General features: G+C 64.0%; 20 protein-coding genes. 6 read left to right on the forward strand and 14 right to left on the reverse strand.

Annotation, left to right across the window (positions count from 1 at the left end):
* Window positions 1-28: 28 nt before the first annotated feature.
* The 3 genes from GCM43_RS01270 (at window position 29) to GCM43_RS01280 (ending at window position 2,322) form a co-directional block, all read left to right on the forward strand.
* Window positions 29-325 (forward strand): ArsR/SmtB family transcription factor, encoded by a 297-nt coding sequence (locus GCM43_RS01270; protein WP_152241692.1) that lies wholly within the window; start codon window positions 29-31, stop codon window positions 323-325.
* 50 nt (window positions 326-375) lie between these two features.
* On the forward strand, window positions 376-1,431 hold the full coding sequence (locus tag GCM43_RS01275; RefSeq protein ID WP_152241693.1) for an alkene reductase: 1,056 nt from the start codon (window positions 376-378) through the stop codon (window positions 1,429-1,431).
* A 282-nt stretch (window positions 1,432-1,713) separates the two neighbouring features.
* Window positions 1,714-2,322 carry a 1-acyl-sn-glycerol-3-phosphate acyltransferase gene (locus GCM43_RS01280; RefSeq protein WP_152241694.1) on the forward strand — a complete coding sequence of 203 codons (609 nt, stop codon included), beginning with the start codon at window positions 1,714-1,716 and terminating at the stop codon, window positions 2,320-2,322.
* Window positions 2,323-2,341: 19 nt separating this feature from the next.
* Here GCM43_RS01280 and GCM43_RS01285 read toward each other — a convergent pair whose 3' ends face one another.
* From GCM43_RS01285 to GCM43_RS01350, 14 genes are all read right to left on the reverse strand, one after another.
* Entirely contained in the window at window positions 2,342-2,902 is a 561-nt protein-coding gene (locus GCM43_RS01285; protein ID WP_152241695.1) for a HupE/UreJ family protein, read from the reverse strand.
* The gene (gene ureG / locus GCM43_RS01290; protein ID WP_152241696.1) at window positions 2,899-3,531 is read right to left on the reverse strand and encodes an urease accessory protein UreG; all 633 of its coding nucleotides are present in this window, start codon (window positions 3,529-3,531) and stop codon (window positions 2,899-2,901) included. The genes GCM43_RS01285 and ureG overlap by 4 nt, the downstream gene beginning before the upstream one ends.
* A 15-nt stretch (window positions 3,532-3,546) precedes the next feature.
* A complete protein-coding gene (locus tag GCM43_RS01295) occupies window positions 3,547-4,227 on the reverse strand; it encodes an urease accessory protein UreF (RefSeq protein ID WP_152241697.1) in 681 nt (226 codons plus the stop codon).
* A complete protein-coding gene (gene ureE / locus GCM43_RS01300; protein WP_152241698.1) occupies window positions 4,227-4,742 on the reverse strand; it encodes an urease accessory protein UreE in 516 nt (171 codons plus the stop codon). Before ureE ends, GCM43_RS01295 begins: the two co-directional genes overlap by 1 nt.
* A 12-nt stretch (window positions 4,743-4,754) precedes the next feature.
* Window positions 4,755-6,455, reverse strand: coding sequence for an urease subunit alpha (gene ureC / locus GCM43_RS01305; protein ID WP_152241699.1), 1,701 nt, complete (start codon window positions 6,453-6,455; stop codon window positions 4,755-4,757).
* Window position 6,456: 1 nt separating this feature from the next.
* The gene (locus GCM43_RS01310; RefSeq protein ID WP_152241700.1) at window positions 6,457-6,786 is read right to left on the reverse strand and encodes an urease subunit beta; all 330 of its coding nucleotides are present in this window, start codon (window positions 6,784-6,786) and stop codon (window positions 6,457-6,459) included.
* Between the two features lie 42 nt (window positions 6,787-6,828).
* A complete protein-coding gene (locus GCM43_RS01315; protein ID WP_152241701.1) occupies window positions 6,829-7,131 on the reverse strand; it encodes an urease subunit gamma in 303 nt (100 codons plus the stop codon).
* Between the two features lie 13 nt (window positions 7,132-7,144).
* Window positions 7,145-8,011: an urease accessory protein UreD gene (locus GCM43_RS01320; RefSeq protein ID WP_152241702.1), complete on the reverse strand. Its 867-nt coding sequence runs from the start codon at window positions 8,009-8,011 to the stop codon at window positions 7,145-7,147.
* 167 nt (window positions 8,012-8,178) lie between these two features.
* Entirely contained in the window at window positions 8,179-10,389 is a 2,211-nt protein-coding gene (locus GCM43_RS01325) for a GGDEF/EAL domain-containing response regulator (RefSeq protein ID WP_152241703.1), read from the reverse strand.
* Between the two features lie 186 nt (window positions 10,390-10,575).
* Window positions 10,576-12,750 carry a sensor histidine kinase gene (locus GCM43_RS01330; RefSeq protein ID WP_152241704.1) on the reverse strand — a complete coding sequence of 725 codons (2,175 nt, stop codon included), beginning with the start codon at window positions 12,748-12,750 and terminating at the stop codon, window positions 10,576-10,578.
* Complete coding sequence (locus GCM43_RS01335) at window positions 12,747-15,806, reverse strand: ATP-binding protein (RefSeq protein WP_152241705.1); 3,060 nt, start codon at window positions 15,804-15,806, stop codon at window positions 12,747-12,749. The genes GCM43_RS01330 and GCM43_RS01335 overlap by 4 nt, the downstream gene beginning before the upstream one ends.
* A 132-nt stretch (window positions 15,807-15,938) precedes the next feature.
* Window positions 15,939-16,328: an Imm1 family immunity protein gene (locus tag GCM43_RS01340; RefSeq protein ID WP_152241706.1), complete on the reverse strand. Its 390-nt coding sequence runs from the start codon at window positions 16,326-16,328 to the stop codon at window positions 15,939-15,941.
* Window positions 16,325-17,965: a SulP family inorganic anion transporter gene (locus GCM43_RS01345; RefSeq protein ID WP_152241707.1), complete on the reverse strand. Its 1,641-nt coding sequence runs from the start codon at window positions 17,963-17,965 to the stop codon at window positions 16,325-16,327. Before GCM43_RS01345 ends, GCM43_RS01340 begins: the two co-directional genes overlap by 4 nt.
* An 83-nt stretch (window positions 17,966-18,048) precedes the next feature.
* Entirely contained in the window at window positions 18,049-18,600 is a 552-nt protein-coding gene (locus GCM43_RS01350; RefSeq protein WP_152241708.1) for a TetR/AcrR family transcriptional regulator, read from the reverse strand.
* A 126-nt stretch (window positions 18,601-18,726) separates the two neighbouring features.
* Between GCM43_RS01350 and GCM43_RS01355 the strand changes: the two genes are divergently transcribed.
* The 3 genes from GCM43_RS01355 to GCM43_RS01365 all read left to right on the forward strand — a co-directional run bounded on the left by GCM43_RS01355 (window position 18,727) and on the right by GCM43_RS01365 (window position 21,339).
* Window positions 18,727-19,725, forward strand: a complete 999-nt coding sequence (locus tag GCM43_RS01355) for an SDR family oxidoreductase (RefSeq protein WP_152241709.1) — start codon at window positions 18,727-18,729, stop codon at window positions 19,723-19,725.
* Window position 19,726: 1 nt separating this feature from the next.
* A complete protein-coding gene (gene ku, locus GCM43_RS01360; protein WP_152241710.1) occupies window positions 19,727-20,632 on the forward strand; it encodes a non-homologous end joining protein Ku in 906 nt (301 codons plus the stop codon).
* A 113-nt stretch (window positions 20,633-20,745) separates the two neighbouring features.
* Window positions 20,746-21,339 (forward strand): TetR/AcrR family transcriptional regulator, encoded by a 594-nt coding sequence (locus GCM43_RS01365; RefSeq protein WP_152241711.1) that lies wholly within the window; start codon window positions 20,746-20,748, stop codon window positions 21,337-21,339.
* Window positions 21,340-21,344: the final 5 nt, after the last annotated feature.

The following is a 21,344-nucleotide window of genomic DNA, read 5'->3' on the forward strand; positions in this document are numbered from 1 at the left end:
GGGTGCGCCCTGCCGGCCAGGAGAATTGATGGACATCGATGCGATACACAAGGCGCTGGCCAATCCGGTACGGCGCGAAATTCTGCAGGCGCTGAAAACGCCAAAGCAGTATTTCAGCGACCAGGTCCACCCGCTGGAGTTTGGCGTGTGTGCGGGCCTGATTGACCGTCACCTGGCTTTGTCGCAGTCGACCGTGTCGGCGCACCTGGCCGTCTTGCAGAAGGCAGATTTGATTTCAAGCTACAAAGTGGGGCAATGGAGCTTGTTCAAGCGTAATGAAGCGACCATTGCCGCCTTTCTTGAGCAGTTGCAGCAAGGTTTGTAAGCGCAGTTTCCCTGCCGCTACCGCGGCCATCCTGATATGAAAGCGAAACAATGAGCACCTTATTTGATCCTGTTACCATCGGCAGCCTGGCACTGAAAAACCGTATCATCATGGCGCCGTTGACGCGTTCGCGCGCCGACAACCCGGGCCGTGTACCGAACGATCTGATGGTCGAGTACTACGTCCAGCGCGCTTCGGCCGGCCTGATCATTACCGAAGCGACCGCCGTCACCCCGCAAGGCGTCGGCTACGCGCATACACCTGGCATCTGGTCCGATGAACAGGTCGAAGGCTGGAAAAAGATTACCAGCGCCGTACACGCCGCCGGCGGCAAGATCGTGCTGCAGCTGTGGCATGTGGGCCGTATTTCGGCGCCGCTGTTCCTGGACGGCGACCTGCCGGTGGCGCCGAGCGCCATCAAACCGGCCGGCCATGTCAGCCTGGTGCGTCCGATGCAGGAATACGTGACCCCGCGCGCACTGGACCTCGAAGAAATTCCGGGTGTGGTTGCCGCCTACCGCAAGGGCGCCGAAAACGCCAAAAAGGCCGGTTTTGACGGCGTCGAAGTGCACGGCGCCAACGGCTATCTGCTCGACCAGTTCCTGCAAGACAGCACCAATACACGTACCGACCAGTACGGCGGCTCGATTGAAAACCGCGCCCGTTTGATGCTCGAAGTGACCGATGCCTGTATCGACGTCTGGGGCGCCGACAAGGTCGGCATGCACCTGGCGCCACGCCGCGATTCGCATGACATGGGCGACTCGACGCCGAAGGAAACTTTCGGCTACGTGGCACGCGAACTGGGCAAGCGCGGCATCGCCTTTATCTGCGCGCGCGAAGCGCTGGGCGACGACCGTCTGGGTCCGTACCTGAAAGAACAGTTCGGCGGCGCCTATATCGCCAACGAAAAGATGGACCAGGCAGCGGCCGAAGCGCTGCTGGCCAAAGGCGAAGCCGACGCCGTGGCGTTCGGCCTGTGGTTTATCGCCAACCCGGACCTGCCGGCACGCCTGCGCACCGGTGCGCCGCTCAATACGCTCAACCCGGCAACGATTTACGCCCCGGCCGCAGAAGGCTATACCGACTATCCGGCACTGGCCTGAGTGTAGGTCGGATTAGCGGGGCAAAGCCCCGCGTAATCCGACAACATTGTTAGCGTCAATGGTATTGTCGGATTACGGCCCCTGCGGGGCCTAATCCGACCTACGCCTCCTCTCCTTCCAGCCCTTATTCGCGCGAGCCGCCCATGCTCGGCCAAAAGGCGGCAATGCCTCTGCTTGCCGATGCACGCTGCCGCATATAAAATGCCTGCGCAGAAATTTTTGCGATATGAAATGGCCGCCGCTCGCGCCATTGCAACCAGGATAAAGGTACAGAGGAGACCCATGGACGACTATTTCGTACAGCCGCAAACGCTGCCCACCTGGCGCCAGCGCAGTGCGCTGCGGGTGCTCAATCTGTTCGGCTGGCGATTGCGTTTTCGTCCGCTGCCCGGTCCGCGCGGCATCGTGGTGGTCTATCCGCATACGTCGAACTGGGATTTCCCTATCGGCCTGTTCGGCAAGTGGGCGCTCGACCTGCCGTTTCGCTGGCTGGCCAAGGACTCGCTGTTTCGCGGCCCGCTGGGCAAAATCATGCGATACCTCGGTGGCGAACCGGTCGACCGCAGCACCACCAGCAATACCATTGAAACCCAGGCCCAGCGCATGCTCGCTGCCGACTGGTACTGGCTGGCCATTACGCCCGAGGCCACGCGCAGCTATCGCCCCAACTGGCGCAGCGGTTTTTACCACCTGGCGCTGGCAGCCAAGGTGCCGCTGGTGCTGGTGTATATCGATTACCCAAGCAAGGTGCTGGGACTGGTCGACCACCTGACGCTGACGGGCGACAAGGAGGCCGACATGGCGGCCATTGCCGCCGTCTATGCCAACTACAAGGGGCTGCACCCCGAGGATGCCGCGCCGATCGTGCTGTCGGACAAGCGGCCGGGCTAGCGCGGCGGCTGGTGCAGTTTTAGTTCATCCCCATCAGCACCACGCCGGCCGCCGTCATGGCCACGCCGGCGGCACGCAGCATGCGTTCAGCCAGCACCTGGCCAGCCAGGCGCCCGGCCATCAGCAGTACTGCCGAGGCCAGCATAAACCCGGCCGCCGCCGATGCCGACGGCAATTCCTGGCCATGCGCATTGCCGTGTGCCAGCGCAAACAGGCCGACCAGGCTGGTGGCCAGCCAGCCCGGCAGCGACAACGCCAGCGCAATGGCAAGGCCGGTCAGCGCCACGGTGGCGGCAATGCCCGTCTCCAGCCCCGGTACCGTCAAGCCGGCCATGCCGACCATCGCACCGACCAACATCATGGCGAGAAAGGTGGCAGGCTGCGCCAGGCTGCGCCGCTGCTGGCCGCCCCATAGCCCCAGGCCCAGCATGGCCAGCAGATGGTCAAGGCCGGTAAACGGATGGGCCAGGCCATCGAAAAAGCCCAGCGCCTCGCCATGGCCCGGGTGGGCAAAAGCCGGCATGGCCAGCAGCGACAGGGCCGCACCGGCCAGTATCAGATTACTGTTTTTATGGTTCATGGCATGTCCTTTTTCTGATCGAGCAAACCCTGCTCGCGGATAAATTGCATAACGGCCTCTACACCGTCGCCGCTGCGCAGGTTGGTAAACACAAACGGGCGTTCGCCACGCATGCGTTTGGCGTCCTGCGCCATGATGTCGAGGTTCGCGCCCACATGCGGCGCCAGGTCGGTCTTGTTAATGATCAGCAGGTCCGAACGGGTAATGCCGGGGCCACCCTTGCGCGGGATTTTCTCGCCGCCGGCCACGTCGATTACATAAATGGTCAGGTCCGACAGCTCGGGGCTGAAGGTCGCTGCCAGGTTGTCGCCGCCCGACTCGACCAGGATCAGGTCCAGCGCCGGAAAATCAGCCTGCATGCGCGCAATCGCTTCGAGGTTGATCGACGCGTCTTCGCGGATGGCCGTATGCGGACAGCCGCCCGTTTCCACCCCCATCAGCCGCTCGGCCGGCAGCGCGTCGGCGCGCAGCAGGATTTCCATGTCCTCCTTGGTGTAGATATCGTTGGTAATAACGGCCATGTCGTAGCGCTCGCGCATGCCCTTGCACAGCATTTCGCACAGCGCCGTCTTGCCCGAGCCGACCGGCCCGCCTATACCCACGCGCAGCGGGTTCGATGTCATGTTCATGTTTTCTCCTGATGGTTATGATCGGTACAGCCGGCTGTACTGCACCTCGTGGCGCATCGACAGCAGCGACAATCCCGGTGTCCAGTTGCCCATTTCTTCGTCGCCCAGCTGCATCGCCGTCTGCGCCGCCGCTGCCAGTTCATCGCGTAGCGACAGCAGCATGCGCTGGCCCGCCACCTGCCCCAGCGGCACCGACTTGACGCATACCAGTACCTGGTTTTCTGCCCAGGCAAACAGCATCGCCAGCAGCGCTTCCTCATGCGGGATGGCCAGCGCCGCCACCGCGCAGGCGTAGGCGGCAGGCAGCGTGACTTCGCCGCCCGCCTGCAGCATGGCCAGCCTGGTCTCATCTACCACGCCCAGTTCCTGCAGCAGCTTGTTGAGCGAATAGCCCATCTGCACGGTTTCAGCGCGGAACTCCGCCGTATCGCGCGAGGCGATAAAGCGCTCGCTCCAGCAGGCCACGCTATCGGCGTCGTGCTGCGCAAAGCCTTGCATCAGGCGCCAGCAAAGCGGCCCATCCCAGCGCGCCATCACCTGGTGCAGGGAATCGGCGATCCAGCTGCGCGCCGTGGCCGCGTCGTGCACGGCGCCGCTTTCCAACGCCGCTTCGAGCGCCTGCGAATAACTGTAGGCGCCGATCGGCAAGGCCGGGCTGGCAAACTGCAGCAGATGCAGCAGGGCCTGCGCCTGCATCAGCTACGGTCGCCGGGACGATGGATTTTCTGGCGCAGCGGCACCGGCGCCAGCAGATGCTGGCCATGGCCGTCATGATGACCGTGGCCGCCGCCGTAAGCGCCCGCCTCGGGCTCGAACGGCCCGTTTTCTTCGCTGACGGTGGCGCGCAGCCCTTCGAGCATTTCTTTGAGCACCGGGTCGCGGCGGATGCGCAGCCAGCCGTCGCCCAGTTGCGCCTGGGTGTGGCGGTTACCGAGATGAAAAGCGCAGCGCAGCAGCGTATGCGCATCGGGGCAGCGCACCAGATAAGTCGGTTCAAGCGCGGCGACGATCTGTACTACCCGGCCATCGGGGCCGGTCAAGCGTTCGCCATCGCGCAGCACCGTTCCACGCACGGTAAACACGGCCGCTTCTTCACCGTTCGACAAGGTGGCGCGCAAACGGCATTTTTCGCGCAGGTCATAAGGCAGCACCAGCTGCGCTTCGGCCGGACGAGGGTCGGATGGATCGATTTTGGTATGCAAAGTGAGCATGGGGTTGACGCCTTAAAAAAGAAAATAGCGCTGCGCCATCGGCAGCACGCTGGCGGCCTCGCATACCAGCAACTGGCCATCGGCACGCACGGCATAAGTTTCAGGATCGACTTCCATATGCGGCGTAGCGCCGTTGTGGATCATGTCGTGCTTGCGCAGGCCGCGCATGTTTTTGACCGGCAGCACGGTTTTATTGAGCTTTAACTGGTGGCCGATATCGAGCTCCCAGGCTGCCTGCGAGACAAACGTAAACGACTTTTTCAGCCCGCCGCCAAAGGCGCCGAACATCATGCGGTAGTGCACGGGTTGCGGCGTGGGAATCGAGGCATTCGGGTCGCCCATCTGCGCCGCCGCAATCATGCCGCCCTTGAGGATCATCGACGGCTTGACGCCGAAAAAAGCCGGCTTCCACAGCACCAGGTCGGCAATCTTGCCCGCTTCGATCGAGCCGACCAGATGCGAGATGCCATGCGTGATGGCCGGATTGATCGTGTATTTGGCGATATAGCGCTTGACGCGGAAATTGTCGCTGCGCGCCGTGTCGGGCGCCAGCGCGCCGCGCTGCACCTTCATCTTGTGCGCCGTCTGCCAGGTGCGCATGATCACTTCGCCGACCCGCCCCATCGCCTGCGAGTCCGACGACATCATGGAAATGGCGCCCAGGTCATGCAGGATATCTTCGGCGGCGATGGTTTCGCGACGGATGCGCGACTCGGCAAAGGCCACGTCTTCGGCGATGGCCGGATCGAGATGGTGGCACACCATCAGCATGTCGAGGTGTTCGTCGAGCGTATTGACGGTAAACGGGCGGGTCGGATTGGTCGACGACGGCAGCACATTGGACTGGCCGACGGCAGCGATAATATCGGGCGCATGGCCACCACCAGCGCCTTCGGTATGGAAGGTATGGATGGTGCGGTCCTTGAAGGCAGCCAGCGTATGCTCGAGAAAGCCGCCTTCGTTAAGCGTGTCGCTGTGCAGCGCCACCTGGATATCCATCCGTTCGGCCACCGACAGGCAGTTGTCGATGGCAGCTGGCGTGCTGCCCCAGTCCTCGTGCAGTTTCAGGCCGATGGCGCCGGCGCGCACCTGTTCTTCGAGCGGCGTGGGCAGACTGACATTGCCCTTGCCCATAAAACCCAGGTTCATCGGAAAAGCATCGGCCGCGGCCAGCATCGAATGCAGATGCCATGGTCCCGGCGTGCAGGTGGTCGCCGCCGTGCCCACTGCCGGACCGGTGCCGCCACCAAGCATGGTGGTCACGCCACTCATCAAGGCCTCCTCGATCTGCTGAGGGCAGATGAAATGGATATGCGTATCGACCCCGCCGGCGGTGACGATCATGCCTTCGCCGGCGATGATTTCAGTGGCGCCGCCGATGGCCAGCGTGACGCCGGGCTGGATATCCGGGTTGCCGGCCTTGCCGACGCCGAAAATCAGGCCGTTCTTCAAGCCGATATCGGCCTTCACGATACCCCAGTGATCGATAATGACGGCGTTGGTAATGACGGTATCCATCACCTCGGCCGCACTGCGCTGCGACTGGCCCATGCCGTCGCGGATTACCTTGCCGCCGCCGAATTTGACTTCCTCGCCGTAGATCGCGTAATCGTGCTCGATCTCGATAAACAGTTCGGTATCGGCCAGGCGCACACGGTCGCCAGTGGTCGGGCCGAACATCTCGGCATAGGCACTGCGGGGAATACTGGCCATCTCAGCCCTTTCCGGGTGGAGTATCTTTCAGTTCGCCCATCACGGCGCCGGCAAAGCCGAATACCTTGCGCTCGCCGGCCAGCGCCACCAGTTCGACCGTGCGCTGCTGGCCCGGCTCAAACCGCACGGCGGTGCCGGCGGCAATATTGAGGCGCATGCCGTAAGCGCGCCAGCGTTCGAACGACAGCGCCGGGTTGACCTCGAAGAAATGAAAATGCGAGCCGACCTGTATCGGCCGGTCGCCACGGTTGGCCACCACCACCGTCGCGGTAGACCTGCCTGCATTGAGGCCGATTTCGCCCTCTTCCAACTGATATTCGCCTGGTGTCATGGCGGCTCCTTTGTGGTCATGATGTTTATTGGCCGGCGCACATTACGGGATCGGATGGTGCACGGTCACCAGCTTGCTGCCGTCCGGGAAGGTCGCCTCGACCTGGATATCGGGAATCATCTCGGGTATGCCCGGCATCACCTGGGCGCGCGTCAGTATCTGCGTGCCGTCCGACATCAGCTGCGCCACCGACTTGCCGTCGCGCGCCCCTTCCATGATGGCGGCCGTGATCAGGGCCACCGCTTCCGGGTAATTGAGTTGCAGGCCGCGCGCCAGACGCCGCTCGGCCAGTAGCGCCGCGGTAAAAATAAGCAGCTTGTCTTTTTCTCGTGGAGTCAGGTCCATGGTCTCTTTCGGGTCAGGTATTCCAGATGCGCGGCACGATGCCGGGGCGCCCCAGCAGGGCCGGACGCAGCAATTGCCAGGCCTGCAGCATGAGGTGGCGCGCCGCCTCGCTGTCGCTGCACAACAGGCGCACCACCACCAGCGCCTTGATTTGCGTGACGCCCAACAGCGCACCGGCCGGCTGCGCCAGCGCGCGCAGTGTGGCCACCAACGACGCTGGCAGCACGGTGCCGACGGCAATCAGGGTGGCGCACACGCTATGGCCGGCCATGCCCAGCGCGCTGTGCATCAGGGCGCCGCCAGCGGCCAGCACGCCCTGCTCCCACCACAGCAACTTGCCGCCACGGCGAATCTGGGTGTGCTGGCTGATGCTGCCGCTATTGAATTTTTCGCCCGAGGCGCTGCGGCCCAGGCAGACGATATCGAGGCCCAGATAGCTGGCGTCGGCCGCCAGCTCGACCTCGTGGCGCAGCTGCACGCAGGCCTGGTCAAAGAAAATGCTTTCCTGCGGCAGCCACTCGATGGCCGCGCCGGCGTCTGCCTGCAGCCGTACCTGCTGGCGCGTGACATGGCCATTGGCGCGGTACCACTTGGCCGCACCGGGCGCCGTCAGCAGCGCCTGGGCGCCGGCGCCGACATGGGCCTGCACATCGAGCTGGTCGCCGCCCACCACGCCGCCAGGCGGATGGATAATGATGGCGTGGCACAGCGCGCCGCCTTCCGGGTACAGCGGCTTTTGCACGCGCAGTGGGCCGCTATGGCGGCGCCCCACCAGGCGGCTGAACCCATCGTCGAGCGCAAACTCGAGGCGCAGCTCCGCGTGCCAGGCGCCGTGGGTGGCGCTGTGCTCCGTGTTGACTATGTGGGTATCGTCAGGCATGCGCGTTCATCGTGCAAATAACGATGAACACAGCATAATGCGTGCCAGCCGTACGCCAGCCGTACCTCGCTGGCGCGGGCAGCTGGCGTCAGCTGGAGTGAGTTTGCAGCACCATTATGCAGCACGGTGCAGCGCGGTGCACCGGCGCAGTGCACCAGTGCGCCGGATCAGGCAGCGCCGATGTCGAGTGTGCGTTTTTCGTGCAGCAAGTCGGTAAAGGCCTGCGCCGTCAACGGACGGCTGAAATAATAACCCTGCATCTCGTCGCAATCGTGCTCGCTCAGGAAGGCCAGCTGCTCGCGCGTTTCCACGCCTTCGGCAATCACGCGCATATGCAGATTGTGCGCCAGCGAAATGACCGAGCGGGCAATCGCCGCGTCGCTGCAGCTGGTGCAGACATCGTCGACAAACGACTTGTCGATCTTCAGCACATCGATCGGGAAGCGCTTCAGGTAGCCCAGGCTGGAGTAGCCGGTGCCGAAGTCGTCGAGCGAAATACTGACACCGATGTCTTTCAGGCGCGTCAACGCCGCCACCGCTTTGTCCGGGTCGCCCATCACGGCGCTTTCGGTGATCTCGATGCCCAGGCAGGCCGGCGCAATCGCATAGCGGCGCAGCACCGCTTCGACGAACGGCACCGTGCGGTCCTGCGCAAACTGCTTGCCCGACAGGTTGACCGCTACCTTGATATTGCCCAGTCCCGCGTCCTGCCAGGCGCGGATCTGGGCGCATACGCTTTCCAGCACCCATTCGCCGATGGCGGTAATGAAGCCATATTCTTCGGCCAGCGCAATGAACACGCCAGGCGGCACGCGGCCCAGGGTCGGATTATGCCAGCGCAGCAGCGCCTCGGCGCCCACCATGGCGCCCGTACGCAGGCACACCTGCGGCTGGTAATGCACTTCGAATTCATCGCGCCCGACTGCGCCGCGCAATTGCTGCTGTACCGCCAGCTTGTCGCGGATGTCGCTGCCCATGCGTTCGGTAAAGAAGGCGTAATGGTCGCGCCCCATTTCCTTGGCGCGCACCAGCGCCGTATCGGCATGGCGCAGCAGGTCGTCGAGACTGTTGCCATCGGCCGGGCACATGGCGATGCCGATGCTGGTGGTCAAGGCCAGGCGGTCGCCGCTGACGCTCAATTCTTCGCGCAGCCCGCCCAGGATGGTCTGCGCCAGCGCCAGCGTGCGTCCCAGCAGCGCATCGTCCTGCAGCAGAATCTGGAATTCGTCGCCGCCCTGGCGCGCCACGATATCGCCTTCGCGCACGCAGCTTGTGAGAAAACGCGCCACCACCTGCAGCGCCTTGTCACCCACCGCCTGGCCGTGCGAATCGTTGATGTTCTTGAAGCGGTCCAGGTCCAGGCACATCAGCACCACCTGCTGGCCCTCGCGCAGCGCCTGTGCGCGCATCGGTTCGAAACGCTCGCGCACCAACGCGCGGTTGGGCAGACCGGTCAGCGCGTCGTGATAGGACAAAAAGTCGATCAGATGCTGCTCGGCCTTGCGTTCGCTGATATCGAGAAAAACGCCGATATAGTTGATCACCGCACCATCGGGCCCGCGCACGGTGGTGGCGCTGAGCAGGCAGGGATAGGTGTCGCCGCTCTTGCGCCGGGTCTGTACTTCGCCGGTCCAGTAGCCGCTGCTGTGCAAGCCCTGGCGCAGCGCTTCGCGTACCGCTTCGCCAGTCGCTTCGGCATACAGGCGCGTGATATCGAGTCCCAGCACTTCCTGCGCAGCATAGCCGGTAATGCGCGTAAAGGCCGGGTTGGAAGCGACGATGAGGCTATTGGCGTCTGTAATCAGGATGGCGTCCTGGGTGGCCTCGAAAAACTGGCCCGACAGGCGCAGCAAGTCTTCGTTGGCGCGCCGTATCTGCACTTCGCGCGCCAGCGTGCCGGCCACCTGTTCCAGTTCGGCCGTGCGTTCGGTCACGCGCTGCTCGAGCGTGGCGCGCTCCTGCGCCAATTGCAGCTGGGCGCGGCGCAGGCGCACATGGGCGTCGGTGCGGGCCAGGATTTCCTCGGCCTGGAACGGCTTGGCGATAAAGTCAACCGCACCGAGTGCAAAACCGCGCACCTTGTCGTCGGTATCGTGCTGGGCCGACAGGAAAATCACCGGAACTTCGCACAGCGACGGCGTTTCCTTGAGGCGGCGACACACTTCAAAGCCATCGAGGCCAGGCATGCGCACATCGAGCAGGATCAGGTCGGGGGCGCGCGCCTGCGCCGTCCATAGCGCCAGTTCGCCGTTGGGCGCCTGGCGCACGGCATAGCCGGCGCCGCTCAGCAGGTCGCTGAGCAGCTTGAGCGAAGCGGCCGTATCTTCGACGATCAGCACTTCCCCCTTGGAATTGACTTCCGAAAAATCGCGGTGCATGGTGCAGTTCTCTCAGCTCTGAATAAGGCGCAGCAGATGCTGCTACGCTGTAACAATCTCTTTATGCGGTGAACACCATACCAACATCATAATCTTTATTGCAATTTAGCACCATCTAAGCGTCGCATTTTTCTTGTTTTTTTGATTTGCCCGGGTGTTCCGATGTTCACGCCCCACAGCGCCCGTCTACGCCACTGCATCTTGATGTTCAAGCAGCTCGCACAGCTCGCGGTATTGATGCTGCGCCAGCATGGCCTGGAACGCGGCCACCAGCAGCTGCGCCGACGGCGGCAATTCCTGCAGCAGCAGGCTGACCCGCGCGAGATTGAGTTCGCGCAGCGCCGCCAGCAGCGCGGCGCGGGCCGACGGCGCCAGCGCGTTGAGCGCGCGCGGCTCGAGCGGCGCGGCCGGCAGCACAGGCACGGCCGACGCAGGCAAAGGCGCGGCCGGTGCCGATGTCGGCGGCAATGGCGCCTCCTGCATCGTCAGCGTAAAACGGAAGGTAGCGCCCTGCTGCGGCTGCGACTGCACTGTCAGCGTGCCGCCCATCAGTTGCACGAACTGGCGCGAAATGGCCAGGCCCAGGCCGGTGCCGTCTTTCGGACCATCGCTGTCGGCCTGCACGAATGGCTCGAAGATGCGCAGCTGGTCTTCGATGGCGATGCCGATGCCGGTATCGATCACGGCAAACGCCACCCGCCAGGCGCCGTCGGCCAGCGGCTCGCCACGCACGCGCAGCGTCACCGTGCCCCGGCCGGCAAACTTGAGCGCGTTCGTCAGCAGGTTCAGCAATACCTGGCGCAAGCGCGTCGCGTCCACCAGCGCCGCCGGCGGCAGGCTCTCGCCATCGAGATGCAGCGCCATGCCCTGCTGTTCGGCGCGGATGCACAGCATGTCCGTCACTTCCTGCAGCAGCGGCGCCAGCGCCACCACTTCGTCCTGCGCCGCCAGCCGGCCCGCCTCGCCCTTCGCCACCTCCAGGATCTGGTTAATCAGCGTCAGCAGATGCGTGCCGGAGCGATGAATAATGACCAGGTTGCGTTTTTCTTCGGCGTGCATATTGGGCGAGTCGGCCATCAGGCGTGAAAAGCCGATCACCGAATTCAAGGGCGTGCGCAGTTCATGGCTCATATTGGCCAGGAACACGCTCTTGGCGCGGTCGGCCGCCTGCGCCTCGCGCACCGCCACCGACAGCGCACCGGTGCGTTCGGCAACCAGCTCTTCGAGGTGATGGCGGTGGCGCAGCAGTTCAAGCTCGGCTTCGCGGTGCGCCGTGATGTCATGATTCGAGCCGACCATGCGCATGGGCTTTCCATGTCCATCGCGAAACAGCACCGCGCCGACCTTGATATAGCGGATGCTGCCATCGGGCCACAGGATGCGGTACTCATACGAAAACGCATGGCCATCGCGCAGGGCTGCGCGGATCGCCTCCTTGGTCAACGGCACGTCCTGCGCCAGCAAGGCCTTGCGCCAGATCTGCGACGGCGCCACGCCGGCGGCGGCGTCGGCCTTGAACTGGGCGTACATCTGGTCATCCCACTCCAGCTCACCGGTCGCCACGTTCCAGTCCCAGATGCCGATACTGGCCGCGCCAGTCGCCATCTGCACTCGCTCTTCGCTGCGCTGCAAGGCGCGGTAGCGGCTGTCGAGCAGCGCCACCATATCGCGGATGGCGCGGTACAGCGTGCGCAATTCGCCCAGGAACCAGGTCTTGGGCGGCAGGCCGGCGCCCACATGCTGGCCGGCGCGCACCGCCGCCGCATACTGGCCGATGCTGGTCAGCGGCTTGAGCACCAGCCACCACATCAGCAGCCAGATGCTGGCCACCAGGATCACGTCGAGCCCGACGATCAGCAGGCCGATGGCCAGCGCGCGCTGGCGCAGCTGCGCATGCAGCACCGACGGCTCGGCGTAGACGGCAACCGTGCCCAGTATCTGCGGGCCCAGCGCCACCACGCGCCGTTCGACCAGCAGCGAGGCCTCTTCCGGTGCGGCGTCAAGCCGCTGCAGCGTGCCGTTGGCGTCGCGGCCCATGAAGATCTCGTTATTGCCGATGGCCGGCGTCAGCGTGCTGGCGTACAGTTCCTGGTTGCCCAGGGTGCTGCGCATAATGGCCAGCATCTGCTTGTCGTCCAGATTCCACAGCGGCAGTTCGACCGCCACCGCCAGCTGGTCGGCGCTGACCGACAGGCTGCGGTGCAGCTGCTGCCAGCGCTGGTCGCGCTCGGACTGATAGAACAGCACGGCGAACAGCAGCAGCAGCAAGGTGACCACGAAGGTCAGCGTCACGCTGACGGCCAAGATGATGGAAATGCGGGCCAGGCGTTCGCCGCGCTGGTTTTCTGGCTTGCGGCTCATGACGGTGCATCCTGCGATTGATCCGCGCCGGGCTCTTGCACCAGCCATTGGCACAGCTGCGGATATTGGTGGTCGCCCAGCATGGCGCCGATGCAGGCGGCCAGCTGCGGCAATTGGGTAGCCACGTCGGCCAGCACGATGGCGCTGCGGCGCAAATCGAGCGCGCGCACCGCGTGGAGCAGTGCCTGGCGCTGCCGTGGGTCGAGCTGCGCCATCTCGGCCTGCAACTGGTCCTGCCGTGCAGGCTGCGCCCTGGCGGCCACTTGCTCGCAGTGCAGTAACAACTGCTGCCCGATCAGCGCAAACAACTGCTGCTGCTCGATCGGCTTGCGCAGGAAGGCGTCGGCGCCACCAGCCAGCGCCTCCTGTTTTTCCTCCTCGAAGGCCGAGGCGCTCATGATCACCAGGCGCGGCTGCACCGCCAGCGGCTGGCCGCGCAGCCAGCGCGTCAGCGCCAGCCCGTCCATCTGCGGCATGCGCCAGTCGCTGAGCACCAGGTCGTACCGGTGCGTTTCAAGCATGGTGCGCGCCTGCCGGCCGTCAACGGCTTCCTGCAGCTCCACGCCCATCGGCGTGAGCAGGTCGCGCAGCAGCTGGCGGCTGTTGGCGTCGTCATCGACCAGCAGCACCGCGCTGCCGCGCTGCCCCGGTGGCAGTCGCTCAGGCAAGCCTGGTGCAGGCAGCGCAGGCGCAGTGACGGCGACGCTGTCCACGCGCAAGGTAAAGCGAAATACCGACCCCTGGCCCAGTTGCGATTCGACCTGCAACTCGCCGCCCATCAGGCGCACGAACTGGCGCGAAATCGTCAATCCCAGGCCGGTGCCGGTATGGCCAAGCGCAATGTCGGTCTGCACGAAAGGCTCGAAGATGCGTTCCAGGTCCTCTTTGCCGATGCCGCTGCCGGTATCCTGCACGGCAAAGGCCAGCAGTATCTGCTCGCCGGCAGCCTGGCAATGGAGCGCCAGCGTCACGCTGCCGCGTTCGATGAATTTAAGGGCATTGGACAGCAGGTTGAGCAACACCTGGCGCAACTTGGCGCCGTCGAGCGTCACCAGCGGCGGCAGACCGCTGGTCTGGCGCTGCAGCGCGATGCCGCGCTCGGCGGCCTTCACGCGCATCATGGCCAGCACCTCGTCAAGCAGGCTGTCGAGCTCCACCGGTCCGCTCTGCAGTTGCATGCGGCCGGCTTCGATCTTCGACAGTTCAAGGATGTCGTTGATCAGCGTGAGCAAATGGTGACCGGCGCGGTTGATCATGGCCAGCCGGCTTTTTTCTTCCTCGGCCATGCCGGCGGAACTGGCCATCATCTGCGAAAAGCCGATCACCGAATTCAAGGGCGTACGCAATTCATGACTCATATTGGCCAGGAACACGCTCTTGGCGCGGTTGGCCGACTCGGCCTCGGTCACGGCCACCGACAGCGCCGCCGTGCGCTGCTGCACCAGCTCTTCCAGGTGGTCGCGGTAGCCGAGCAATTCCTGCTCGCTGCGCCTGCGCTCGGTGATATCGATGATCCCGCCGCGCACCAGATGCCGCCCTGCCATCGGCAGGCGCACCATATGCACTTCGCACAGCAGCATGACGCCGTCGGCGCGCCGCACATTGCGCTCCACATGCAGGCTGTCGCCCTGCATCACACGCTGCAGATTCTCGCGCAGCATGGCCGCCAGTGAGTGCCCCTCCGGTTGTTCTTCGCAATACAAATCGAGCGGACGGCTGGCCAGCAGTCGCTCGCGCGACATGCCCGTCAGCCGCTCGGCGCCGCTATTGGCGTCGATAAACAGGTCGAGATCGAGGTCGTACACCAGGATAGCGTCGGGTGCATGCTCGACCAGGATGCGAAAGCGCTGCTCGCTCTCGCGCGCTTCGCGTTCGGCGCGTTGCAAACGGCGCCGCTGCAGCAGCAAGGCGCTCAGCAGGGTCGCCATCAGCAGGAACACGGCGCCAGTGGACAACACGGCCACACGGTGCTGTACCCACAAGGTCGGCGTCTGGTTGACAAAGACGGTCTGCGGCGGCAGCGTGCCGATATCGGCATTCCAGTGCTGCAGTAGCTGCCAGTCGTACATGGCGACGGTCGGCGACGGCGCCAGCAAGGCGCCCGGCGGCCCGGGCAACTGTCCGTCCAGCAGCGCCATCGACAATTTCGCCATCTGCCGCGCCGCGTCGTCGATATGCAGCACCGAGCCGCCCAGCACGCCCTGCCCTACGTTGGTGTTATACATGCCGAACACCGGCACACTGGCCAGCCGCGCCAGTTCGCCCGCAAACTGTACCGGCCGCACAATGGCGCCATCGGCATCACGGCTGACATTGGCCGCCACCAGCAAGGTCCCGGCCGGCAGCCTGGTCACGGCCTCGCGCATCTGCGCCAGGTTCAGCTGATCGAGGTAGCGCACCTCCACCATGTTCTGCCATGGCAGTGCGGCCTGCTGCATCTCGCGCTTGAACATCTGGTCGGACTCGCTGGCGCCAACGGCCACCACAATCTGCCGCGTGGACGGGAACAGCGCCATGGCCTGCGCCAGCGTGCCGGCAAAGTCAACATTCGATTTTTGCTGCCAGACCAGCGGCGAACTGCCGGCCGGCAAAGGCAGGCCACTGGTGCTGATGGCCAGCACCGGCGTGCCATGCGTGAGCGGCGCCAGTTCCGCCAGCAGGTAGTCGAGCGCCGGCTGCTGCAGGACGACGATCAGATCAGCTCTGGCCCCGCCAGACTGGTTGTACCTTAAAAGCAACAGTTCGCGCATCCTGGCGCGCTGCACCGGGTCATCGGCCTTGTTCAGGTTCAGATGTTCGACCATCACGTTCTCGCCGGCCAGGCCGGCAGCGGTCATCGATTCGACATAGGTGCGCGTATAAGCGGCCACGCCAGCGCGGCCGTAATCGTAGGCGCTCAGCAACAGGACACGCTTGTGTGCCAGTGCGCCAGGGGCCGCCAGCGCCCCCCCTGTACAAAACAGCAGCAGCAATGCGCAGCAGCAGCGGCGCACCACTGCCTGTCCTGTCCTGCCGCCCGGCGCCAGCCCGTGCAGCCCCTGCTCCACAACGCCCATGCCACGCCTTTTCACCAGCAGATTTCGCCCTTATGGCCGCGCGCATACCATGCAGCGGCGCATACTTAGTAAAACATCATAACGGCAAGCAGGCGTGCAAGTCCATGGTTTCAGGCCGCTGGCCTGATATCTCTAATCTGCCTGCCAGGCCACGGCCGCAGGTCGCGCGCCCGAGTCGCGCAAAAACGCCGCCATGGCTTGATAGCACGGCTCGACTGCGATGCACCATGCCTCCGGATAGAAGTCGAGCTGGCCGTTGGCCAGCAAATAGCTGCACTCACCCGGCGCTTCCTCGTCGCCCAGCGAGTGACAGCTGGTGCCGTCCTGCGGCGACAGATACATCAGCCAGGCATTGCCGCCATTGCGCAGCATGCACAGCGCCGGGCCTTGCTCGGCATCGGCGGCCATGGTCAGCCACAGCTCGCACTGCGCCAAAGTATGCGAACGGGCCAGCAACGCTTGCAACTGCGCCGCTGTCGCCACAGCGTGCGCCTCGCCGTGCAGATTGAGTTCCATCATCATGTCGGCCTGCCGCCCAGGTCGGCCGTGGCCAGCGCCGTGCTCAGATACAGCTTGCCGCTCATTTGTTTGAGGAAATTGCTCTGGCGCAGGCGATCCATTACCGGCCCCTTGACTTCGGCCAGGTTCAGCGTGATGCCACGTTTGGCCAGCGTGGCATTGAGTTCAAGCAATCCCATCAGCGCAGTGCTGTCGATCTGGTTGACGGCCGACAGCACCAGCACCAGATGGCGCGCGCTCGGGTGGCCACGCAGCTCTTCCTCGATGCGCTCGGTCACCGCTTCCACATTGCCGAAGAACAGGCCGGCGTCTATGCGCAGCAGCAAGATATCGGGCAAGGTATGCGCCTCATAGCGCTCGATATTGCGGAAATGCTCGCTGTTGGGGATGCGCCCCAGCACGGCGATATGCGGACGGCTGGCGCGCCAGATCAGCGTACCCATTGACAACAGCACACCGATCACCACGCCTGCTTCAACGCCCAGCACCAGCACGCCGACGGTGGTAGCCAGCAGCGCCACCGCATCGCTGCGGTCGTAGCGCCAGGCCATTTTTAAGGTGCCCCAGTCGAGCAGATTGGCCACCGCGAAGATAATGGTGGCTGCCAGCACCGGCAGCGGCAGCAGCGCCAGCCAGCCGGTCGGCGCCACCAGCGCCAGCGCCAGCAGGGCCGCTGTGATGATGCTGGCCAGCGGCGTATTGGCGCCGGCCTGGAAGTTGACCGCCGAGCGCGAGATCGAGCCGGTGACGGGAAAGCCGCCCGACAGCGCGCTGGCCGCATTGGCCGCGCCCAAGCCCAGCAGCTCGCGATTGGTGTGCAACTTTTCGCCGCGCTTTTGCGCCAGCGTCTGCGCAGCCGACATGCTCATCAGGAAAATGATAAAGGCGATCAGCAAGCCGGGCGACAACAACGTGCGCCAGTGCGCGCCCGATGTGGCCAGGTTCAGGCCCGGCAGCCCGCTCGGCACATGGCCCGTTACCTGCACGCCCATACGGTCCATGCCGCCCCACGTGACCAGCACGATACCGGAAATAACCAGCAGCATCGGCGCCAGGCGCGCGCCGACATCGGCTGCCGTCTTGCTCAGGCCGCACGCCTGCAGCAGGTGCGACAGGTAACGTTTGGCCAGCCACAGCAGCAACAGGCTGGAGAGGCCCAGCAGCAGGCTGGGCAGGTGCCAGTGCGGCCAGGTGGCGCCCATGAGCGGCGTGACCTGGCCCCAGATAATCAGGATCGAGGCGCCATTGCTGAAACCGCTGATCACCGGGCGCGACAGGAAATTGGCCATAAAACCCAGCCGCAGCACCCCGCACAGCAGCAAAATCACGCCGCTGATGAAGGCCAGTTGCGCGGCCAGCACGATATAGAGTGTCGAGCCGGGGTCGGCCAGCGGCGCCAGCGCGGCGCCCGTCATCAGCGACACGATCGCCATCGGCCCCACCGACTGCGTCATGCTGCTGCCGAACACGGCGTACAGCACCGGCGGCAGGATGCTGGCGTAGATGCCGACCACCGGCGGCAGGCCGGCCACCAGCGCATAGGCCATGCCCTGCGGCACCATCATCATGGCCACCACAATGCCGGCCGTAATGTCTCCCGCCAACAGAGAACGCCGGTATTGCCTGAGCCAAAGCAGCATGATGCCATCCCAAAAACTGAAAACCGAAGCCTATCACGCGGCGCGTCCGCTTGACAGGGGCAGACGGCGCAGCAAGCCTTAACTTAACTGCCCAGCAGCTCGGCCCTGACCGCGCCGAGGATATCATCCGACAGCGGGTCGTCGCCGACCGCGCGCGCCAGCACCATCGCCCCCACCATCGCCGCAAAGGTGGTGATGGCCTGCTGGTGCTGCAACGTCGAATCGCCGTCCGGCATCAGGCCGGCCAGCAGCGCGAACTGCTGGCGCGTGGCGGCGGCAAACGCCTGCTGCGCGCCAGGCAGCGTGCGTGCGATATCGCCGCCCATGGCGGCAGCGGGGCAGCCGCTGTCCGGCTGATCGCGGTGACGTGCACTCAGGTAACTGTCGACGATCTCGGGCAGTGTGCCCTTGGTGCGCCAGTTTGCGATGGAGTTTTGCAGCGCCAGCGTCGACGCTTCGGTCATCAGACTTTCCTTGGACGCAAACTGGCCGTAAAAGCCGCCGTGCGTGAGACCGGCGCTTTTCATCAGATCGGCCACGCCGATACCGTCATAGCCTTTTTCGCGAAACAGCTTCGATGCCACCTCGACCACCCGCTGGCGGTTCAATGCCGCCTGCTCCCTGCTCACTTTCATGGCGCCCCCTCAATAATGTCATCCATCATATAACTTTGAAAGCGACTTCGCCACTCTGTTAGCAAGCGTACTGTTAAGACAAGCTTGCAAGGCCGATACTGAAACTTCGCATTCAAGGAGGCCAGCATGAGCAATTCCCAGGATCACACCACCGACGAACTGACACAGTCTGCCGCCAGCCTGCAACGCAGCGTGCAGCAGCAACAGGACCAGCGCGACGCCGCCAAAGCCGACGAGCAGGAAAGCCAGGAGGCCGTCCAAACCGGCGAGACCCGCCAGCCCGGCACGCCGCTGCCGGCCCAGCACCTCGACAAGCCCGGCATCGAAGCACAGATGGACCTCAAACCCCGCTTCATGGCGCCCGACTACAAGGGTAGCGGCAAGCTGGCAGGCAAGGTCGCCATCATTACCGGCGGCGACTCGGGCATCGGGCGCGCCGTGGCCGTGCTGTATGCGCGCGAAGGCGCCGACGTGGCCATTATTTACCTGAACGAACACGAAGACGCCGAGGAGACCTGCCGCCATGTGCAGGCTGAAGGCCAGCGCTGCATGGTATTGCCCGGCGACGTGCGCGATGTGGGCTTTTGCCAGCAGGCGGTGCAGCAGGTCATCGACCAGTTCGGCCAGATCGATGTGCTGGTCAACAACGCCGCCTTCCAGGAACATGCCGACTCGCTGCTCGACCTGACCGAAGAGCGTTTCGACCTCACCCTGAAAACCAATGTCTACGGCTACTTCCATATGGCCAAGGCGGTGCTGCCGCATCTGAAACGCGGCGCGTCCATTATCAATACCGGTTCCGTCACCGGCCTGAAAGGCTCGAAAAAGCTGATCGACTATTCCACCACCAAAGGCGCCATCCACGCGTTTACGATGGCGCTGGCCGGCAACCTGCTGGAACAGGGCATCCGCGTCAATGCGGTCGCGCCTGGCCCGGTCTGGACGCCGCTTAACCCGGCCGACAAGCCGGTCGATGAAATCACCAGCTTTGGCAAGGACACCGATATGCACCGTCCGGCCCAGCCCGAAGAGCTGTCGCCGGCCTATGTGTTCCTGGCCTCGCCGGCCTGTTCGAGCTATATCACCGGCATCGTGCTGCCGGTCACGGGCAGCGTGGGCGAATAGCATGCCGCGCGCACTGTGGAAAGGCGCCATCAGTTTCGGCCTGGTGTATATCCCGGTCGAGCTGATCTCGGGCGCCAAGGACCATGAACTGGACCTGTCGATGCTCGACCGGCGCGACTTTGCGCCGATCGGCTTCAAGCGCTACAACAAGAAGACGGGCAAGGAAGTGGTGTGGGACGACATTATCAAGGGCTATGAATACAAGCCCGATGAATATGTGGTGCTGTCGGACGAAGACCTGAAACGCGCCAACGTCAAGGCCACCCAGACCATCGACATCCTGACCTTTGTCGACGCGGCCGAGGTGCCCCTCACCTACTACGAGCACCCGTATTACCTGCTGCCAGGCAAGGGCGGCGACAAGGTTTATGCGCTGCTGCGCGAAACGCTGCGCAAGTCGGGCAAGGTCGGCATCGCCAACGTGGTGATCCGCACCCGCCAGCACCTGTGCGCGCTGGTCTGCATCGGCCAGGCCATCGTGCTCAATACACTGCGCTTTGCCGATGAAATCCGCGAGATGGACGACCTGGAACTGCCGGGCGCCACACTCAAAGCGGCCGGCATCTCCGACAAGGAACTGAACATGGCGCTGTCACTGGTCGAAGGCATGAGCGAACAATGGCAGCCCGACCAGTACCGCGACACCTACCGCGACGATGTGCTGGCGCTGGTCAAGAAAAAGATCAAGGCCAGACAGACCAAGACCATTACCGCACCCGAACCGGACGCTGACGAGAAGCCGCAAGCCAGCAACGTGATCGACCTGGTGGCACTGCTGCAGCAGAGCCTGGGCAAGAAGGCACCAGCACCTAAAAAAACGCCGGTTAAAAAGGTCGAGCCGCGTAAAGCCGCACCGCGCAAGGCGGCAGCAGCAGGCAAAAGTCCCGCAAAACGCAAAAGCGCCTGAATTTGCGGGCCTGATCGCACCGCAGATCCGGCAAAAATGCTGCCCTGCCTCCATTGACATACACGATGCATGTCATTAACATGCATCGTGTATGTCAATGGAGGAATAATCTGATGCAGCAACGCCGCACACGCGCCAGCATGATCGAAGAAACACGGACCAAACTGGTCACGGCGGCCCGGCGCGCCTTCTCGCAGCACGGCTTTGCCCACACTGCCATGAACGATTTTACGGCCGCCGTCGGCCTGACGCGCGGCGCGCTTTATCACCATTTCGGCAATAAGGAAGGCCTGCTGCTGGCAGTTATCGAACAGATCGAAGCGGAAGTTGCCGACCGCCTGCAGGCCGTGTCCGATGCCGCGCCCTCCTCCTGGGAAGCGTTCCGCCAGCGCTGCTGCACCTATCTCGAACTCGCACTGGAGCCGGAAATCCGCCGCATCATTCTGCAGGATGCACGCGCCGTCTTTGGCGACGTGCCACAGGCTGCCCAACTGGCGGGGATCGCTGCACTGCAGGCGTCGCTGGAAAAACTGATCAGCGAAGGCATCGTGGCGCCACTGCATGCCAATGTGACGGCGCGGATGATCTACGGGGCAGTCACGGAGGCCTCGTTCTGGATCGCCGAGCCCGATGGCGACCCGGAAACGCGTCTGGACGTAGGACTGCAAGGCCTGGAACGGCTGCTGAGCGGCCTGTTGCCACGTTAATTTTG

It is taken from the genome of Janthinobacterium aquaticum (assembly GCF_009208565.1).
Lineage (GTDB): Bacteria > Pseudomonadota > Gammaproteobacteria > Burkholderiales > Burkholderiaceae_D > Janthinobacterium.

Coding starts and splice junctions, on each gene's coding strand:
- GCM43_RS01275 (WP_152241693.1), top strand. CDS start 376: ATGAGCACCTTATTTGATCCTGTTACCATCGGCAGCCTGGCACTGAAA.
- GCM43_RS01335 (WP_152241705.1), bottom strand. CDS start 15,806: ATGGGCGTTGTGGAGCAGGGGCTGCACGGGCTGGCGCCGGGCGGCAGG.
- GCM43_RS01330 (WP_152241704.1), bottom strand. CDS start 12,750: ATGAGCCGCAAGCCAGAAAACCAGCGCGGCGAACGCCTGGCCCGCATT.
- GCM43_RS01325 (WP_152241703.1), bottom strand. CDS start 10,389: ATGCACCGCGATTTTTCGGAAGTCAATTCCAAGGGGGAAGTGCTGATC.
- GCM43_RS01285 (WP_152241695.1), bottom strand. CDS start 2,902: ATGAACCATAAAAACAGTAATCTGATACTGGCCGGTGCGGCCCTGTCG.
- GCM43_RS01365 (WP_152241711.1), top strand. CDS start 20,746: ATGCAGCAACGCCGCACACGCGCCAGCATGATCGAAGAAACACGGACC.
- GCM43_RS01320 (WP_152241702.1), bottom strand. CDS start 8,011: ATGCCTGACGATACCCACATAGTCAACACGGAGCACAGCGCCACCCAC.
- GCM43_RS01310 (WP_152241700.1), bottom strand. CDS start 6,786: ATGACACCAGGCGAATATCAGTTGGAAGAGGGCGAAATCGGCCTCAAT.
- GCM43_RS01340 (WP_152241706.1), bottom strand. CDS start 16,328: ATGATGATGGAACTCAATCTGCACGGCGAGGCGCACGCTGTGGCGACA.
- ku (WP_152241710.1), top strand. CDS start 19,727: ATGCCGCGCGCACTGTGGAAAGGCGCCATCAGTTTCGGCCTGGTGTAT.
- GCM43_RS01345 (WP_152241707.1), bottom strand. CDS start 17,965: ATGCTGCTTTGGCTCAGGCAATACCGGCGTTCTCTGTTGGCGGGAGAC.
- GCM43_RS01295 (WP_152241697.1), bottom strand. CDS start 4,227: ATGCAGGCGCAGGCCCTGCTGCATCTGCTGCAGTTTGCCAGCCCGGCC.
- ureE (WP_152241698.1), bottom strand. CDS start 4,742: ATGCTCACTTTGCATACCAAAATCGATCCATCCGACCCTCGTCCGGCC.
- ureG (WP_152241696.1), bottom strand. CDS start 3,531: ATGAACATGACATCGAACCCGCTGCGCGTGGGTATAGGCGGGCCGGTC.
- GCM43_RS01355 (WP_152241709.1), top strand. CDS start 18,727: ATGAGCAATTCCCAGGATCACACCACCGACGAACTGACACAGTCTGCC.
- GCM43_RS01270 (WP_152241692.1), top strand. CDS start 29: ATGGACATCGATGCGATACACAAGGCGCTGGCCAATCCGGTACGGCGC.
- GCM43_RS01350 (WP_152241708.1), bottom strand. CDS start 18,600: ATGAAAGTGAGCAGGGAGCAGGCGGCATTGAACCGCCAGCGGGTGGTC.
- GCM43_RS01315 (WP_152241701.1), bottom strand. CDS start 7,131: ATGGACCTGACTCCACGAGAAAAAGACAAGCTGCTTATTTTTACCGCG.
- GCM43_RS01280 (WP_152241694.1), top strand. CDS start 1,714: ATGGACGACTATTTCGTACAGCCGCAAACGCTGCCCACCTGGCGCCAG.
- ureC (WP_152241699.1), bottom strand. CDS start 6,455: ATGGCCAGTATTCCCCGCAGTGCCTATGCCGAGATGTTCGGCCCGACC.